The sequence below is a fragment of the Devosia epidermidihirudinis genome (genome assembly GCF_000971295.1).
In the GTDB taxonomy this organism is placed as follows: Bacteria; Pseudomonadota; Alphaproteobacteria; order Rhizobiales; family Devosiaceae; genus Devosia; species Devosia epidermidihirudinis.
In genome coordinates, this window is sequence record NZ_LANJ01000046.1 from 174,300 (window position 1) to 191,867 (window position 17,568).

The following is a 17,568-nucleotide window of genomic DNA, read 5'->3' on the forward strand; positions in this document are numbered from 1 at the left end:
GAAGCGGGGGATCAGATGGGGGCCATGGCCGCAACAGCGTTCGTTACAATCCTGGTGGGTCTGGCTGTCTTTCAGGCCGCGCTCGCCTCAGGTGCGCCTTTGGGCGAGTTCGCATGGGGTGGGCAATCGCGTGTTCTACCCCCACGCCTCAGGGGCGGTAGCGTCGTCGCCATTCTGCTCTACGGCGTGTTCGCTGCGATCATCATGCAGCGCGCCGATATCGTGTCCCTGCTGCCGGGTGGGGACTGGCTTGGCGTCGCGTGCTGGTTCGTGGTCGGCTACTGCGCTCTCGGAATTCCGCTTAACGCCATCTCGCGGAGCCGCAAGGAGCGTCTGGTAATGACACCCCTTGTGGCCGTGCTGTTCGTGCTGTCGCTGGTGGTGGCTTGGTCTGCCTAGCTCGCCGCCGCCATGTCGGCCCAGCCCTGCCGTTTGCGATAGATCGTTGACGGGCTGATTTCCAACGCCGCCGCTGCGAGGGACACATTGCCACCAAAGCTGGCAATCGCATCCTCGATAATGCGCTGCTCCTGCTGCCACATTGGCAGAATGGCCGGACGACGATCCGCGCGGGCCACAGGCTCCGCTGCCACAACGCCGCGCGACTCGATATCGGCAGCTGCCAGCATTTGCGGGGTGATATCGCCGCCATCAAACATCACCACCAGGCGCCGCACCAGGTTCTGCAACTGGCGCACATTGCCCGGCCAATCGGCCGAGCTCAGCAGGTTTGCCACTTCCGGGGTAAAGCCGCTGAAGCGCTTGTGTTCCTCTGCCGCATAGCGATCAAGGAAATGGCGCGCCAACACCATGATATCGGTCGGCCGCTGCCGCAGCGGGGGCAGGTGAATGGGCAGCACATGCAGCCGATAGAACAGATCCTCGCGGAACTTCTTTTCGGTGATCAACTGCATCGGATTGCGATTGGTCGCGCAGATCACCCGCACATCAACATGCCGCACGCCAGACTCGCCGACGCGGCTTAGCGTGCCGGTCTGCAGGAACCGCAACAGTTTGCTCTGCAGCGACAAGTCCATTTCGCCGATTTCGTCGAGGAACAGCGTGCCGCCATCAGCCAGTTCTGCCGCGCCCTTGCGATCTTCATGCGCGCCGGTGAAGGCGCCGCGCGCCACCCCAAACAATTCGCTTTCCATCAGGTCGCGCGGGATCGCCGCGCAGTTGATGGCAACGATGCGCTTGCCGCTGCGGGGGCCTTTGGCATGCAGTGCTTCGGCGCACACATCCTTGCCCGTGCCGCTTTCGCCGGTGATGAACACGGGCGCTGACGAGGTCGAAATGCGCCCGATCTGCTCATACACAAACTGCATGGCGCTGGACGAGCCGATAAAGCCGGCGAAATCCGACAGACCACCGGGACGTGTCTCGATGCTGAGCGTGCGGCCCTTGCCGTGTCGCTGCGCCAGCTCGCCAATACGCGCAGCCATGGCCGGACCATTGATGGGCTTGGCAACATAATCATGTGCGCCCGCGCGCATCGCGCCAACCGCAGCAGAAACCGACGCGCCGTCTGCCAGCGCGATCACCAGTGAGCCTTCGGCCAGCCGCACCAGGCGGATCACAGCGTCATCGCTGCGCTCACACAGGTCGGACAGGCTCGAAAGGTCGGCGAGGACAATGTCAAACGAGGTGTCGCGCAGCAGGTCGGCCGCCTGCCGTCCGCTGGCCACAACAGTAATGCGCGGTGCCGATGCGAGGCTCTGCGTCAGTGTTTCCGCAACGAGCTGCGCGCAGGCATCGTCCCGGTCGATCAGCAAAAGCCGCCCATTTGGCTGGCCATCGCTTCGATTGTGCATAGCCATACGGCCTAGTCCCCCACAAAAGTCGTCGTCTGCCATGTCTGGCTCGCGCCGCACATTTCAGGTCTTGGCCCGATTGTTCGCCAACAGGGTAAATATTCCGTTCCGACCGTCGCAATTTGCACGACTTATGTCGGTATCGAATTTTCCGGCAAAACTGCATTTTGCTGTCGTTAATCTGCAATTAACCATTGGAAGACGCCCGGTACGCCGCTTTTGCCGCTTTGAACGCAATGCTATGAGTTTGGAGCCGAATCCCGGCGCATCAGAAGGGTTCCAGGTCCACAGTGCAGGCACTGGTCTATACTTTCATTGCCCTTGCAGCCGCTGGCGTCGCCGGAACGGCTTATTTTGCGCTGACATTTACACCCGCCGAAGCGCTTCTCGCCGCCATCGTCTTTGGGTGCGTCTGCATCGTCTTGCTCGAGCGTACCTTGCGACAACGTGCTGAAGATCGGCTGGAGCGGGCCATTCAGGACCTGTCCCGCCTGCTCGCCACCGATGCACAGGCCGGTGCCGTACTTGGGCAGCGCATCAATGCGCTTGCCGACATTGACGCTGATGGGCGGCTTGAAGGCGTCGAAGCCGACATTTCCGTGCTCGGAACGGTGATCCGTCAGGTTGCCGAAGCCGTTGCTGATATCGAAGAGCGCGTCGCAAAGCCCCAACCTGCCGGTCGTGACCGCATGATCGAAGCCCCTGCGTCGCCGCCGCCTTATGTTGTGCGCGAGCCAGAGCCGGTTATCTCGGTCAATGCCGTTCGTCAGGCTCTCGCCGAAAATCGGCTGATCTATCACATCCAGCCCATCGTCACGCTACCCCAGCGCCGTTCGCACGGCTTTGATCTCGTGCCCCGCCTGATGCTCGACAATGGCGATCTGGCCGACCGCGCCGATTTCATGCCGCGCAAGGGCGGCGAAGATGTGCAGCGCCACATCGAGGGCATCGCTCTGGTCGAAGCGGTTACCCTTGGTCGCCGCGCTCGCACAGCTGGTCAGCCGGTCAATCTCTACATGCCGCTGTCGCGCGCTACGCTGGGCGATTCGGTGTCGTCCGAGCAGTTGATTGCCTCTATCGAGGCCAACCGCGCTATTGCCTCGGGGCTGACCTTCGTCATTAGTGAAGCCGATTGGCAGGGTCTAACGACCGGCGAACGCGCGATCGCCGACGCATTGGCTAAAAAGGGCGCGGGCTACTCGATTTCCAATGTCAAATCGCTGCGCATCGACATTGCCGAAATAGCCGCTCAGGGCGTGCGTTCACTGCGCATTGATGCAGCCCGTTTCATCGATGAGCCCGAAGTCTTCACCGACTTCCATGTTTCCGACATCGCCAACTACATCGCTCGCTTTGGTGTCACGCTGCTCGGTACGGGCATTGCCAATGAGCGCCAGATTGTCGAGCTCATCGAGAACGGGATTACGCTGGTGCAGGGCCCACACATTGCTGCTCCTGGCCCGATCCGCCCCGATCTGATGGTTGAACAACCCCGCCAGGTCGCCCAGCTCCGCCGCGCCGAGTTCTAGCGCAGTGCTGGTTATCGTCCTCAACGGGCCGATCAACTCCGGAAAATCCACCACGGGAAGGGCGCTCGCCTCCATTCTGGCCAATGCGCAATTCGTCGAAGGCGATGATCATGATGCGCCAGAGGACGCCTCGCTCGATGTCATTATCGCCACGTCGCTCAGGCGTCTCACCACCATAATTGGCTCAACCACTGCCGATGTCCTGGTCATCGCCAATCCTCTGCGCCAAGAGGATTATCAGGTGCTGTTGCAGGCCGTCGAAGCGCGATCTGCTGATTTGCGCGTGGTGACGCTCTCGCCGCCCGTTGAAATTGCTCTTACCAATCGGGGCAATCGCGTGCTTGAGACATGGGAAATCGAGCGGTCGCGCGAAATGTATGCCGAGGGCTACAATGCCCGTGCTTTCAGTGATCTCACCATCACCGAAATGACGTCGCCGTCTCAAACGGCGCGTGAGATTGTGGATCGCCTCCACCTCAGCGCAAGGCAGTGATGCCGAGCCGAATGTCCGTTTCCCCTTGATCCCAAGGGGCAAGGTGCCACATACAACGCCCAATCTATTTCGCATCGGATATCGTGATGAACGCGTCCCTGCCTTCCATTTCCGGCCTGTCCGACCTTGCCAGCCGCTATGATGCCGTTCTCAGCGATGTCTGGGGTGTGGTGCACAATGGTGTCGCGGCATTTCCCAGCGCCGTCGACGCACTCTCCGAGTTCCGCAAGGCTGGTGGCAAAGTGGTGTTCATCACCAATGCGCCACGCCCATCTGCGCCGCTCATCGACATGCTCGATGACCTTGGCGTGGTGCGCGAAGCTTATGATTCCATCGTGTCATCAGGCGACGCGACCCGCGCGATGATCGCCAAATATAGCGGCCGTCCGATCCATCACGTTGGCCCCGCCACCTACGATGACGCACTCTATGAGGGGCTCAACGTCCATCGCACCACTGCCGACGAAGCTGAAGTCGTCGTGGTGACCGATCTCGAAACCGACGACGCTACCCCCGAAATGTATCGCGAGCGCGCCAAGTACTGGCTCTCGCGCAAGCTGCCCATGATCTGCGCCAATCCCGACCGGGTGGTCGAGCATGGCGACAAGATCATCTATTGCGGTGGCGCACTGGGTGATCTCTACGCCGCCATGGGCGGTATCGTGCTGATGGCCGGCAAACCCTATCAGCCGATCTACGAGGAGGCCTTTCGCCTCGCCGAGGTCGCTGCCGGTCGCCCGCTGGACAAGTCGCGCGTCCTGGCCATTGGCGATAGCGTGCGCACCGACGCCACCGGCGCTGCGCAGTTTGGGATCGATCTGTTGTTCATCACCGGCTCGATCCACGCCGCCGAGCTCGATGCTTTCGGCAAGCCCGATCCCCAGACCATTGTTGATCTGGTTGCCCCCAGCCGCGCCCGTCTGGCCGGTTTCCTGCCCCGTCTTTCCTGGTGAGCCCTTTGAGCCAGTTCGTCCGCCTTTCAAGCCTTGATGCCGTGCCCGAAAGCCTGCGGGGCGCCTATGTCGCCATCGGAAATTTCGATGGTGTCCACCGTGGTCACCAATCGGTGCTGTCGACGCTCAAGGCGCGTGCTGCCGAAGCGGGTGTGCCCGCCGTGGTGCTGACCTTCGAGCCGCATCCGCGCGACGTCTTCGCGCCCGCGCCCTTCCTGTTCCGGCTCACCGATGGCAACGCCAAGGCGCGGCTGGTCGAGGCCTTTGGGCTCGATGCGATCACCATCCTCAATTTCGACCGCGACTTTTCCCAGATCGAGGCCGAAGACTTCGTCTCCCGCTTCCTCGTCGATGCCTTGGGCGTCACCGGGGTGATTGTCGGTGCCGATTTCCACTTCGGTCGCCAGCGTCGCGGTACACCGACCTTTCTCAAGGCCGCTGGCGATGCGCAGGGCTTCGCCGTCGAAGTGCTCGGCCTCATGGATGAAGGTCAGGAGGTCATTTCCTCCTCGCGCATTCGTGCTGCGCTGTCGGAAGGCGCCGTCGTCGCCGCCAACCGCCTGCTCGGCTACCACTGGTTCTTCGATGGCTGCGTAGTAAAAGGCGACCAGCGGGGCAGGGAGCTTGGCTATCCAACCGCCAACACCATGACCCATGCCAATTTCCAGCTGGCCCAAGGCGTCTACGCCGTCCGCGCCCGCCTTGGCGATCGCCTCTTTGATGGCGTCGCGGCTTTCGGCAAGCCCATGTTCAACAATCAGCGTCCGCCGTTTGAAACGCACCTTTTCGATTTCGACGAGGACATTTACGGCCAGACCATTACGGTCGCGCTGGTGGCTCATATTCGGGGTCAGGAAGTGTTCTCCGGGCTCGACGAGCTGATCGCTGCCATGGATCGCGACAGTAACAAGGCCCGCGCTCAACTCGCCGCCGCCAAGCCGATTAGCGAACTTGATCATCGTTTGGGCTTCTTCGGCTAACCAGCCTTTGCTCAAATGTTAGCAGTGTGTTGACGTTCCGTGACGCGTTGCGGGGCTAAAACACTTTGCCCCATCGCCGCTGCCTTGCTAAAAGGCGGCCAAATCCTTCCTTTTTCCGATTGCCGTTCCCATGACCGATACCGCCACGGGCGCCGCCGAAACCGACTATTCGGCCACGCTCTTTCTGCCGGAAACCAATTTCCCAATGCGCGCGGGCTTGCCCGATCGCGAGCCAGGCTGGCTCAAGCGTTGGGAAGACATGGACATTTACAAGCTGCAGCGGGAGCAGGCCGCCGATCGGCCGCTGTTCACCATCCATGATGGCCCTCCCTATGCCAACGGCAACATCCATATCGGCCATGCGCTGAACAAGACGCTCAAGGATATGGTCTCGCGCTCCATGCAGATGCTGGGCTTCAACTCGGCCTACGTGCCGGGCTGGGACTGCCACGGCCTGCCCATCGAGTGGAAGATCGAAGAGCAGTATCGCGCCAAGGGCAAGGACAAGAACGAAGTCCCAATCGTCGAATTCCGCCAGGAATGCCGCACCTTTGCCGAGCAATGGGTTGATGTGCAGCGCGATGAATTCAAGCGCCTCGGCATCCTGGGTGAGTGGGACAATCCCTACCTCACCATGAGCTTTGACGCCGAAGCCCAGATCGCGCGCGAGCTGATGAAGGTGTCGACCACCGGGCAGCTCTATCGCGGCTCCAAGCCCGTCATGTGGTCGGTCGTCGAGCGCACCGCTCTGGCCGAGGCCGAAATCGAATATGCCGATTACGAGAGCGACACCATCTGGGTGAAGTTCCCCGTCCGTTCGGGCGGCGGTGAAATCACTTCGGCTGCGTTCCACGATCTCAACGCATCTGTCGTGATCTGGACCACCACGCCCTGGACCATCCCGGCCAACCGCGCCATCAGCTTCTCCTCCAAGATTAGCTATGGCCTCTACGAAGTCACCAAGGCTCCGGAAGGCAATTGGGCGTCGACAGGCGAGAAGTACATTCTCGCCGACAAGCTGGCCGCCGAAGTTTTTGCCAAGGCCAAGGTTGAAGACTTTGCGCGCATTGGCGACGTCAATCCCGCCCACATCACCTCGTGCTTCCACCCGTTGCGCGGGCTCGACGGCGGCTACAATTTCGAAGTGCCGCTGCTCGATGGCGATCACGTCACCGACGATGCGGGTACCGGCTTTGTGCACACCGCACCCGGCCACGGCCTCGACGACTTTGAGATCTGGATGAACTCGGGCCGTCTTCTCGCCGAAAAGGGCATCTCCAGTGAGATCCCTTACATTGTGGGTGATGATGGTTTCTACACCAAGGAAGCACCGGGCTTTGAAGGCGCGCGCGTCATCGACGACAACGGCAAGAAAGGCGACGCCAATAACCGCGTCATCGCCGCTCTCGCCGAGCGCAACGCCATGGTTGCCCGTGGCCGTGTCAAGCATCAGTATCCGCATTCCTGGCGCTCCAAGAAGCCGGTGATTTACCGCAATACGCCGCAATGGTTCGTCTATATGGACCGCGACATCGTCGGCAAACCCGGCGATACCCTGCGTCATCGCGCGCTTAATGCTATCGACGCGACCCGCTTCTTCCCAGCCGCCGGGCAAAACCGCCTGCGCTCGATGATCGCCGATCGCCCCGATTGGGTGCTGTCGCGCCAGCGCGCCTGGGGCGTTCCGATCACGGTGTTCGTCAACAAGGCCACCAACGAAATCCTCAAGGACGAAACGGTCAATCACCGTATCGCCCAGAGCTTTGAGGAAGAGGGTGCGGACGCCTGGTACAAGCCAGGGGCCGCTGCGCGTTACCTCGGCGCCGCCTATGCTGTCGAAGACTACGAGATGGTCACCGACGTGCTCGACGTGTGGTTCGATTCTGGTTCGACCCACTCCTTCGTGCTGCGCAACAAGCAGAAATGGCCGCACCTGAAGTTCCCGGCCTCGATGTATCTGGAAGGCTCGGATCAGCACCGCGGCTGGTTCCATTCGTCCTTGCTCGAAAGCTGCGCCACTAATGGTCATGCGCCCTACGAGAGCGTTCTGACCCACGGCTTCACCATGGATGGTGAAGGCAAGAAGATGAGCAAGTCGCTGGGCAATACCGTTGCCCCGCAGGACATCATCAAGCAGTACGGCGCCGATATTCTGCGTCTGTGGGTGGCGTCGTCCGACTACACCGAAGACCTGCGCCTTGGTAAGGAGATCATCCAGACCACGGTCGACAGTTATCGCAAGCTGCGCAATACGCTGCGTTGGCTCTTGGGCAACCTCGCGCACTACAAGGCGTCCGACGCCGTGTCGTTCCAGGCAATGCCGGAGCTGGAGCAGCTGATCCTGCACCGTCTCGCCCAGCTCGATGAGCAGGTGCGTGGCGCGTACAAGGAATATGACTATCGCAAGGTCGTCAGCCTGCTGACCAACTTCATGAATATCGAACTGAGCGCGTTCTACTTCGATATCCGCAAGGACACGCTCTATTGCGATCCGATCTCGTCGGTGCAGCGCAAGGCCTCGCTCACGGTCCTCAATCATCTGTTTGAATGCCTGACGGCTTGGCTCGCGCCCATCTTGGTGTTCACCATGGAAGAAGTCTGGCTGGAGCGGTATCCGGAGGACGGCTCGTCCGTTCACCTGCGCCAGTTCCCTGACGTGCCCGGCGAATGGCTCAATGATGATCTGGCCAACAAGTGGCAGCTCATCCGAGCGGTTCGTCGCGTCGTTACCGGCGCGCTCGAAGTCGAGCGTCGCGAAAAGCGCATCGGCTCCTCGCTTGAAGCGGCACCCAAGGTGTTCATCGCCGATGAGCGCTATCTGACCGCGCTCGAGGGCCAGGATCTTGCTGAGATCGCCATCACCTCGGCGATTGAGATTGTGTCCGGCACGGGCGAGGGCTTCACCCTCGACGACGTCCCCGGCGTGGCCGTGGTTCCCGAACTCGCCGTGGGCAATCGTTGCGCCCGCTCGTGGAAGATCCTCCCCGAAGTCGGTTCCGATGCCGAATATCCGGACGTCTCCCCACGCGATGCTCAGGCCCTGCGTGAACGTGCAGCACTCGGGCTCTAGGCTCGGTCCCAAGACAAACTGTTCCTTCCCCGCTTTGGGGAAGGCTGTGAGAGGAAGCGGCAGACACAATGACACGTAGGTTCCTTTCCAACCCATCCGTCTACCTGTCGCTTCTGGCGGCCGTTCTCGCCTTTGGCGTGGATCGCATCCACAAGGCCATTCAGGTGTCGGCCGATTGCATCGCACCCGGCATTTCGCCCTGCGTGCTGATCTTCACCAGCTACATTCCGTCGCTGATGACCGATTGGCGCGGCGGCGAAGTGGTTCGGGTCACCGACTTCTTCGACTACGTTCTCGTCTGGAACACCGGCATTTCTTATGGACTGCTGGACGGCCTGCCGGCCTGGGCGCTCGGTGTGGTCATGATCATCGCCATTATCGCGCTGGCCATCTGGTGGGTCCGCGCCGATTCGGCCCTGATCCGGCTTGGCCTTGCATTCTGTATTGGCGGAGCATTGTCCAATGCGCTTGATCGCCTGCTTTATGGTGCGGTTGCGGACTTCTTCCACTTCCACTGGGGCGCTTGGTCGTTCTACATTTTCAATCTGGCCGATATTGCGATAACGGTGGGTGTCATCCTGCTGATTGCCGACTTGCTGGGTCTGGGCCGATCCAACAAAATGGCGTCCCAAGGCCAGTAAACACGATGCTGCCAGAATCTGGCCTTAGGCGCCTAAATGCGCTATAAGCGCCGCCGACAAGTTGAAGGACGTTTCATGCGTATTGGTTTGACCGGGCAGTTTGCACTTGGCGGCGTCACCCGCATTGGCTTGGCTTCGCTGGGTCTGGTATTCGCAATCGCGCTCAGCGCCTGCACCACGGTTGAAGGCGGCAATGCCCTGACCGATGTGGGCACTTTCGAGCGCGAAGTGATGAGCAGCACGGCTCGCGGCTTTGGTCTTATCCCCGGTGAAGCGCCCAAGGCGGGTATCACGACAGCTCGCGCACCGCTTGTGCTGCCAAAGGGCAATGCTTTGCCAGCTCCCGCGCCAGAAACGGCTCTCGCGCAGCTTCCAGCCAATAGCGACACCGTCCGCATCGACACATCAAATCTCTCCGAGGCTGACATTACGCGTCTGCGCAATGCCAAGGTCGTCGATATGCGCTCGCTCGCTGGTCGCCCGCTGACAGAAGCCGAAGCGCGTGCGCTGACCGCACGTATGCAGGCCGCCAACGTCGCGATCACCGTCAACGGTAAGCGTCCACTTTATCTGCCACCCGAAGAATACTTCACCCGCGTCGGCAATGCCGATCTGGTCTGTTCCATCGGAAACGGCCAGGTGGTTTCGCTCAACGATCCGAAGTGCCCGGAAAGCGTCCGCAAGGCATTGCAGCAGACCATTCGCGGTCAGAGCAACAGTGCCGGCCCAGCGACGATGATCGGCGACGATATCAACAATACGATGGGCCGCCCCAAGCGATAGTCGCATAAGGTCCGCTCAACGACGACGAATAGCGCCCCGCTGAATGAGCGGGGCGTTCTCCTTTTCCGCGCCGCCCATTTGGGTCCCGCATGACATGAAAGATACCGCCTATGAGCGACACTCCCCCAAACACGCCCGACACCGGCGATCGCCTCGCCAAAGTCATCGCCCGCTCGGGCCTGTGCTCGCGTCGCGACGCCGAAGTTTGGATCACCGAGGGCCGCGTTGTGGTCAACGGCAAGAAGGTGCTCACGCCCGCCTTCAACGTCACCTCGCGTGACAAGATCATCGTTGATGGCGCCCCGCTTGCTGCCCGTCAGGGCACCCGGGTCTGGCTCTACCACAAGCCCGCTGGCCTGGTTGTCACCGAGAAGGACCCCGAAGGCCGCGAGACCATTTTCGAACACCTCGAAACCCACGGCCTGCCGCGCGTCGTCACCGTTGGTCGTCTCGACATCAACACCGAAGGTCTGCTGCTGCTGACCAATGATGGCGGCCTCAAGCGTGTGCTCGAGCTGCCTGCCACTGGCTGGCTGCGGCGCTACCGCGTGCGCGCCCATGGCACCGTGACCCAGGCCGCGCTCGACCGTCTCAAGGACGGCATCGAGATTGATGGCATCAAGTACGGCTCCATCGAAGCCACGCTTGAGCGCGAGCAGGGCGCCAATGTCTGGCTGGTCCTGGCCCTGCGCGAAGGCAAAAACCGCGAGGTCAAGAACGTCCTCGGCGCGCTCGGCCTCGAAGTGAACCGCCTGATCCGCGTCAGCTATGGCCCGTTCCAGCTCGGCGAACTGCCCGTCGGCGCCGTCGAAACCATCAAGGCGAAGATGCTGCGCGATCAGCTCGGCAAGAAGCTGGCCGATGCCGCCGACGTCGATTTCGACAGCGAGATGCCCGAAGCCAATGCGCTTGAAGGCAAGCCCACGCGCGACCGTCTGACCGGTCGTGGCACCAACACGGTCGAGATCGCGCGTCAGCGCTTCCGCTTCACCGATGGTGCTGAAAAGACCGAAGCGCAGATCCGCGAAGAGCGTCCGCGCCAGGATCGCCCCGGCCGCAATGACAGCCGCCGCCCCGCGCCGCAGCGCTTTGAGCCGACTGAAGAAGAAATGGCGCCACCCCGTCACATCCATTTTGATGATGAAGACGGCCGCGCACCGGAGGAATTCGTGGCTAAGCGCAATACCCGTATCGTTAAGCGCCCTGACCGCGATGACCAGTCCGCTCTCTCCTACGGCAAGGGCGCTCCGCGTCCTGCTGGCGGCAAGAAGTTCGGCGACAAGAAGCCTTTCGAAAAGAAGGCCTTTGGCGACAAGCCAGCCTTTGACAAGCCAGGCGGCCCGCGTCGCGAAGACGGTGATCGTCCAAAGCGCCCCTACGGTGATCGTCCTGCCGACGCCGGCAAGCGTCCGTTTGCCGACCGCAATGCTGGCGCTGGCAAGCCCTTCGGCGATCGCAGCCGTCCGGCTCGTCCAGAAGGCGGCAGCCGTCCACCACGCGATCGCGAATTCACCGGCACGCCGCGCGGTCCCCGTCGTGGCGATGCGGCAGCGGAGGCGCCACGCGTGTTCGCGCCGCGCCTGCGTCCAGATAGCGAGCGCGGCGAAGGCGCAGCCTTCAAGGGCGAAGCCAAGCGTCCCGGCCGTAACTTCAGCGACAAGCCAAAGAGCTTCCGTCCTGACAGCGGCCGCTCGCCGCGCCCTGAAGGTGGCGCGCGTCCACCACGCGCCGATCGTCCGACCCGTCCGGGCCGCGATGAGTTCGGCTCCGAGGCCAAGACCTATGGCAAGCCGCGCATGCGTGCCGATGGCAAGCCAATGCCCAAACGTGATGGTGCTGCGCCCGCCCGTGGCCCACGTCCCGGCGGCTTCGGAAAGCCCGGTGGTTTTGGTGGCAAGCCCGGCGGTCGCCCAGCTGGTGGCGCCGGTCGTCCGTCAGGCGGCGCAGGCCGTCCTTCGGGCGGTGGTCGCCCAAGCGGTGGCGCAGGCCGTCCAAGTGGCCCACGTCGCCCAAAGGCCTGATCCCTTTGACAAACACACCCCCGGGCACTTTTTCTCAGACTGAAGTGAGCTGAACCATGCGTATCGTCGCCGGCAAATTCCGTGGCAAGCAGTTGCAGTCGCCTTCCGACGATTCCATCCGCCCCACTGCCGACCGCGTCCGCGAGAGCATGTTCAACATTCTCGCCTCGCGCCTTGGTCCGGTCTTTGACGGTGTCCGCGTGCTCGATCTCTTCGCTGGTACCGGCGCGCTCGGTTTTGAGGCCCTATCGCGTGGGGCTGCGCATGTGACGTTTGTTGATACGGGCGCCGAAGCGCGCGGCATTATCCGCGATCACATCGAGGAATTCGGGGCCGGTGGCATCACCAAGCTGCTGCGCCGCGACGCAACCGACCTCGGCACGCCCGGCACCTTCGGCCAGTTCAATCTGGTGTTCCTTGACCCGCCCTATGGCAAGGGTCTGGGCGAACTTGCGCTAGCCCATATCGCCGCCAATGGCTGGCTGGCCCCCGAGGCAACAATCGTGTTCGAAGAAAGCGTTGATGCGGCGGTAGATCTCCCGTCCGCGTTCATGCTGGAGGATCGCCGCGAATATGGTTCGGCAGCGGTGCATTTCCTGAGTTTTGCCGGGTAACGCGTGCCAAGACCTCGTGGTTCGACAAGCTCACCATGAGGTCTACTTCAATAGCACCAAACAGCAGTAGCCCTCATCCTGAGCCTGTCGAAGGACGAAGGCGTCCCCTAAGCCGCCAGCGCGCAGGTCTCGCATTTCCCGCGAATTTCCATCGTCGTGCGCTCGACCTTGAAGCCCTTAGCCTTGGCCCAGTCGCCCAGGCGCTCTTCGATCACCGCATCGGCGAACTCATCCACCTTGCCGCATCCCTCGCAAATCGCGAAAGCGATCAGACCCTTACGGTGACAGTGCTCGTCTGCGCAGGCGACGAATGCGTTGAGCGATTCCAGGCGATGCGCCAGTCCGCGCTCCACCAGCTTGTCCAGCGCCCGATAGACCTGCAGCGGCGCGCGCAGGCCGTCGCCGCGCAGTTTGTCGAGAATATCATAGGCGCTGAGCGGGCCTTCTGAGTGGTTGAGGGCGCCCAGAACCAGTCCCTGATTGCGCGTCAGATCGCTGGGAACTTCGTGACTATGCGCCATGGACGGGTCTCCTGCCAAACAGTCGGGTGACGGGGACCGCCAGCGACACTAGGAACACTATCAAAGCCATCACCACAATCGAAGGGCCGGACGCGGTATCCCACGTTCTTGATCCGAACAGCCCGCCCACGACAGCGATGGCGCCGAGCACGGCGGCAACGACGGCCATCATTTCAGGGGTCGAGCTGAGGCGGCGCGCGGTGGCGGCGGGGATGATCAGCAGCGAGGTGATGAGCAAAACACCCACTAGTTTCATAGCGATAGCGATCACGCTTGCCATCAGGATCATTAGAATCAAACGGCTGACTTCGGGGCGCAGGCCCTCGGCTTCGGCCAGTTCCGGGCTGACGGTGGAGGCCAGAAGGGGCCGCCAGGCGAAGATCAGAATGGCCAGAATGGCGATGCCGCCGCCGTAAATGATGGCGATATCATCAACGGAAACGGCGAGGATGTCACCGAACAGGAAGCCCATCAGGTCTATCCGAACCGTTGTCAGGAAGCCCACAAGGACTAACCCAACTGCGAGTGTCGAGTGACTCAATATCCCCAATAATGCGTCTGTCGACAGCGTGGCCTGTCTTTGCAGGATCAGCAGCGCCCCGGCGACCAAAGCGGCGACCGCGAACACGCCCAAGGTCATGTTCATTGACAGGATGATCGACAGCGCCACGCCGAGCAAAGCGGAGTGAGCCATGGTGTCGCCGAAATAGGCCATGCGGCGCCAGACGACGAAACAGCCGAGCGGCCCCGCGACCAGAGCAAGACCGGCGCCGGCGATCAGCGCCCGGGTAAAATAATCACCGAACATGGTCGTGCTCCGCGTGGTCGTGTGCATGGTCATGGTCGTGATGGATGTGCCCATCCTCGCCATGCTCATGATCGTGGTGGTGCTGATAGATGGCGAGCGACCCGGCGGCGCGCTCCCCGAACAGCTTGAGATATTCCGGGCTGCGTTTGACCGCAGCGGGCGTGCCCCGGCAGCAGACATGGCCATTGAGGCAGATCACGGTGTCGGTCTCGGCCATCACCACATGCAGGTCATGGCTGATCATCAGAATGCCGCTCTGGGTGGTGTCGCGGATATTGCGCACCAGCTCGTAGAGCGCGACCTCGCCCGAGAAATCGACGCCCTGTACGGGCTCATCGAGCACCAGCAGGTCCGGCTTGCGGATCATGGCGCGGGCAAACAGCACGCGCTGGAATTCCCCGCCCGAGAGTTCCTGCACGGCGGCCTTGAGCAAGCGCTCGGCGCCCACCGCTGCAAGCGCCGCATTGATCTCGCTGGGGCTGAAACGTCCGGTCAGCGTCATCAAGCGCTCGACGGTCAGCGGCAGTGTCCAGTCGATGGTCAGCTTTTGCGGCACATAGCCGATCTTGAGCCCCGGCTTGCGCACGACAGTGCCGGTCGATGGCTTGAGCACGCCCGTCGCCATCTTGGCGGTGGTGGATTTGCCCGAGCCGTTTGGGCCGATCAGCGTCACGATCTCGCCGCGTGCGATGGACAGATCCACCCCGCTGACTAGCGTGCGTCCGCCCCGGCTGACGCCGGCATTGCTGAGCGTGATCAGCGTCTCTCTTGGAATTTGCGCGTTCATCTTGTTATCCGCATAACTCGCTGGGGCAGGGACGTCGTGCGTCGGCTTTCACCAAACAAAACATCTGCGACCACCCCTTGACGTCTCTCAATACGTTATAGCATAACATCGCCGCAAGCGTAATAACATAACATATCACATTACGTTTCCTGCTCATCAAGAGGCTGCCCCATGAAGATTCTTACGTCCCTCGCCTTGCTGGCCACGGCCCTGTTGACCACCACGGCCATGGCCGCGCCAAATGTCGTGGCGTCGATCAAGCCCGTGCATTCGCTGGTCTCTGCCGTCATGGCTGGCGTTGGCGAACCCACTCTGATCGTCAAAGGCTCCGCTTCCCCGCACACCTATTCGCTGCGCCCATCCGATGCCGGCGCGCTGGAATCCGCTGATGTCGTGTTCTGGACCGGCCATGGCATGGAGATGTTCCTCGCTGATGCGCTGGGCACTCTGGCGTCGAAGGCACAAGTCGTGGAGCTAGCCGAGTCGCCCGGCATCACCCTGCTGCCTGTCCGCGAAGGCGGCGCGTTCGAGCACCACTCCCATGAAGGTGAAGGCGAAGAGCACGACCATGACCACGACGAACACGCCCATGAGGAAGAGGGCGGCGACATGCATTTCTGGCTCGATCCGGAAAACGCCAAGCTGATGGTCACCCAGATCGCCACGACCCTGTCTGAGGCTGATCCGGAAAACGCTCCAGCCTATGAGGCCAATGCCGCCAAGGAAATCATCGCGCTCGACGCGCTGGAAACCGAGCTCAACGCGACGCTCGCCCCGATCAAATCCAAGCCGTTTATCGTCTTCCACGACGCCTATCAGTACTTCGAGAAACGCTTTGGCCTCGATGTGGCCGGTTCGGTGACCGTCACGCCCGACGTGATGCCCGGCGCAGCGCGTATCGATGAACTCAAGGCCAAAGTGGCCGAACTCGGCGCAACCTGCGTGTTTGCCGAACCCAATTTCCAGCCAACGATTATCAGCGCCATCACCGAAGGCACGGAGGCCAAGGCCGGCGTGCTTGACCCCGAAGGCGGCGCATTGCCAGAAGGCGTCGATCTCTACCCCGAGCTGCTGCGTGGCCTGGCAAACGGGCTAGTGGACTGTCTGCGCTAGAAGGTTACGAGGCACAGCCCACTTCCCAATCTCGGTGTCATCCCGGCCTTGAGCGGGATCCATCCTGAGATGATCGGTTGAGCCACCTTGCGGTCGTGACACCATCTCGAGATGGACCCCGGCTCAAGGCCGGGGTGACCCTGCGGGCGCATCCCCCCAAGGGAAACCGACGAAATCAAGTCCCCAATCCACATCGAAATGTAACGTGCTAACATATCGGATAGTCAATGCGTTTTCTTATGTCTCTCGCCCTCACAAGCTCTCTCGTTGCTCCAGCCCTTGCCGATGATCATGTTTCCGCCTGGCGGCTGTTCGTGGGCGACCACGCCGCGCCCAAAGTGACTGCGTTGGACGCGCTCTCCGGTGACACGCTGGGCACCTTCTCGCTGTCCAGCCCGGCAACTCTTTACACCACGCGCTCCGGCCACGCCGTCTATGCGGTGCAAGGCGCGGGCGATCAGGTTTCGGCCATCTCCAGTGGCATTGCTGTGGAGGATCATGGTGATCACGGCGATATCGCTGTCTCCGATCCTGCCTTGATCGATGCCGTTGTCCCGGGCGAAAAGCCGGTTCATTTCGTCGAACATGGCGGCAAGATCGCTCTGTTTTTTGACGGCTCGGGCAAGACCAGCGTGGTCAGCGAAAATAGTTGGGTCGATGACGGTGCTCCCTCTGCCGCCGAGTTTGACAGCGGCGCACCGCACCATGGCGTGGCAGTGCCATGGGGTGAGTACACCATTGTCTCGGTGCCCAATCCGGAAGACCCGACCAAGCTACCCATCGGCGTCAACGTGCTCGACGCTTCCGGCGCCGTTGTCGGCGATATTCACGCCTGTGCTGACCTGCATGGCGAGGCATCATCGGGTAATATGCTGGCGATTGCCTGCGCGCAGGGGCTGCTGATTGTCACCGGTTCCGGGGCGCCCGACATTACCCTTCTGCCCTATGGCGACCTGCCCACGGGCAAATCGACCACTCTGGTGGGCGGAATCGGCTTTCAGTATTTTCTCGGCAATTATGGACCCGACAAGGTCGTGATTATCGACCCGATTGACGCTTCACCCTATCGCCTGGTCGACTTGTCGACCCGCCGCGTGCATTTCGCCACCGATCCGATCCGGCCAAAGTTCGCCTATATCTTCACGGAAGATGGCAAGCTCAATCAGCTCGACATTGTTTCGGGCAAGATTGCCCAATCTCTGGCCGTGACCGAGCCTTATTCCATGGATGGCGAATGGAACCTGCCGCGTCCGCGCATCGCGGTGGCGGGTGATGTGGTGGCGGTCACCGACCCAAATGCCGGTGAGGTGCATCTGATCGACATCGCCAGCTTTACGCAGGTGAAGTCGCTGCCCGTTGAAGGCGCACCCTATACGATCGTCGCTGTCGGTGGCTCGGGCACCAAGCACTAGACGCGCCCAGCTCTGGCCTCCCCCTGCAA

General features: G+C 61.7%; 16 protein-coding genes. 12 read left to right on the forward strand and 4 right to left on the reverse strand.

Annotated elements, in window-relative coordinates; all coding sequences use genetic code 11:
• The first annotated feature begins 24 nt into the window (after window positions 1-24).
• Window positions 25-399, forward strand: a complete 375-nt coding sequence (locus WH87_RS17490; RefSeq protein WP_197410847.1) for a hypothetical protein — start codon at window positions 25-27, stop codon at window positions 397-399.
• Here WH87_RS17490 and WH87_RS17495 read toward each other — a convergent pair.
• Window positions 396-1,820 carry a sigma-54-dependent transcriptional regulator gene (locus tag WH87_RS17495; protein ID WP_245622476.1) on the reverse strand — a complete coding sequence of 475 codons (1,425 nt, stop codon included), beginning with the start codon at window positions 1,818-1,820 and terminating at the stop codon, window positions 396-398. The genes WH87_RS17490 and WH87_RS17495 overlap by 4 nt on opposite strands.
• Window positions 1,821-2,104: 284 nt before the next feature.
• Between WH87_RS17495 and WH87_RS17500 the strand changes: the two genes are divergently transcribed.
• The 9 genes from WH87_RS17500 to rsmD all read left to right on the forward strand — a co-directional run bounded on the left by WH87_RS17500 (window position 2,105) and on the right by rsmD (window position 12,898).
• Entirely contained in the window at window positions 2,105-3,343 is a 1,239-nt protein-coding gene (locus WH87_RS17500; RefSeq protein ID WP_046138880.1) for an EAL domain-containing protein, read from the forward strand.
• A 4-nt stretch (window positions 3,344-3,347) separates the two neighbouring features.
• Window positions 3,348-3,836 (forward strand): nucleoside/nucleotide kinase family protein, encoded by a 489-nt coding sequence (locus tag WH87_RS17505; RefSeq protein WP_156458278.1) that lies wholly within the window; start codon window positions 3,348-3,350, stop codon window positions 3,834-3,836.
• An 86-nt stretch (window positions 3,837-3,922) separates the two neighbouring features.
• Window positions 3,923-4,789, forward strand: coding sequence for a TIGR01459 family HAD-type hydrolase (locus WH87_RS17510; RefSeq protein ID WP_046138878.1), 867 nt, complete (start codon window positions 3,923-3,925; stop codon window positions 4,787-4,789).
• Window positions 4,786-5,769, forward strand: a complete 984-nt coding sequence (locus tag WH87_RS17515; protein WP_342667192.1) for a bifunctional riboflavin kinase/FAD synthetase — start codon at window positions 4,786-4,788, stop codon at window positions 5,767-5,769. Before WH87_RS17510 ends, WH87_RS17515 begins: the two co-directional genes overlap by 4 nt.
• Window positions 5,770-5,899: 130 nt before the next feature.
• Window positions 5,900-8,839: an isoleucine--tRNA ligase gene (gene ileS, locus WH87_RS17520; RefSeq protein ID WP_046138876.1), complete on the forward strand. Its 2,940-nt coding sequence runs from the start codon at window positions 5,900-5,902 to the stop codon at window positions 8,837-8,839.
• A 68-nt stretch (window positions 8,840-8,907) separates the two neighbouring features.
• Window positions 8,908-9,480, forward strand: a complete 573-nt coding sequence (gene lspA, locus WH87_RS17525; protein ID WP_052726374.1) for a signal peptidase II — start codon at window positions 8,908-8,910, stop codon at window positions 9,478-9,480.
• Window positions 9,481-9,555: 75 nt separating this feature from the next.
• On the forward strand, window positions 9,556-10,263 hold the full coding sequence (locus tag WH87_RS17530; protein ID WP_156458279.1) for a hypothetical protein: 708 nt from the start codon (window positions 9,556-9,558) through the stop codon (window positions 10,261-10,263).
• Between the two features lie 110 nt (window positions 10,264-10,373).
• Window positions 10,374-12,284, forward strand: coding sequence for a pseudouridine synthase (locus WH87_RS17535; protein WP_046138874.1), 1,911 nt, complete (start codon window positions 10,374-10,376; stop codon window positions 12,282-12,284).
• Between the two features lie 56 nt (window positions 12,285-12,340).
• Complete coding sequence (rsmD, locus tag WH87_RS17540; RefSeq protein WP_046138873.1) at window positions 12,341-12,898, forward strand: 16S rRNA (guanine(966)-N(2))-methyltransferase RsmD; 558 nt, start codon at window positions 12,341-12,343, stop codon at window positions 12,896-12,898.
• A gap of 107 nt (window positions 12,899-13,005) precedes the next feature.
• On the opposite strand, the gene WH87_RS17545 is transcribed toward rsmD, so the two are convergent.
• From WH87_RS17545 to WH87_RS17555, 3 genes are read right to left on the reverse strand one after another with little or no spacing between them, the layout of a single operon-like run.
• The gene (locus tag WH87_RS17545; RefSeq protein WP_046138872.1) at window positions 13,006-13,419 is read right to left on the reverse strand and encodes a Fur family transcriptional regulator; all 414 of its coding nucleotides are present in this window, start codon (window positions 13,417-13,419) and stop codon (window positions 13,006-13,008) included.
• Entirely contained in the window at window positions 13,409-14,227 is an 819-nt protein-coding gene (locus tag WH87_RS17550) for a metal ABC transporter permease (protein ID WP_046138871.1), read from the reverse strand. The genes WH87_RS17545 and WH87_RS17550 overlap by 11 nt, the downstream gene beginning before the upstream one ends.
• Window positions 14,217-15,014 (reverse strand): ATP-binding cassette domain-containing protein, encoded by a 798-nt coding sequence (locus WH87_RS17555; protein ID WP_082092772.1) that lies wholly within the window; start codon window positions 15,012-15,014, stop codon window positions 14,217-14,219. Before WH87_RS17555 ends, WH87_RS17550 begins: the two co-directional genes overlap by 11 nt.
• Before the next feature lie 171 nt (window positions 15,015-15,185).
• Between WH87_RS17555 and WH87_RS17560 the strand changes: the two genes are divergently transcribed.
• Window positions 15,186-16,127 (forward strand): zinc ABC transporter substrate-binding protein, encoded by a 942-nt coding sequence (locus WH87_RS17560; protein WP_046138870.1) that lies wholly within the window; start codon window positions 15,186-15,188, stop codon window positions 16,125-16,127.
• A gap of 227 nt (window positions 16,128-16,354) precedes the next feature.
• Window positions 16,355-17,539 carry a zinc metallochaperone AztD gene (gene aztD, locus WH87_RS17570; protein WP_046138868.1) on the forward strand — a complete coding sequence of 395 codons (1,185 nt, stop codon included), beginning with the start codon at window positions 16,355-16,357 and terminating at the stop codon, window positions 17,537-17,539.
• Window positions 17,540-17,568: the final 29 nt, after the last annotated feature.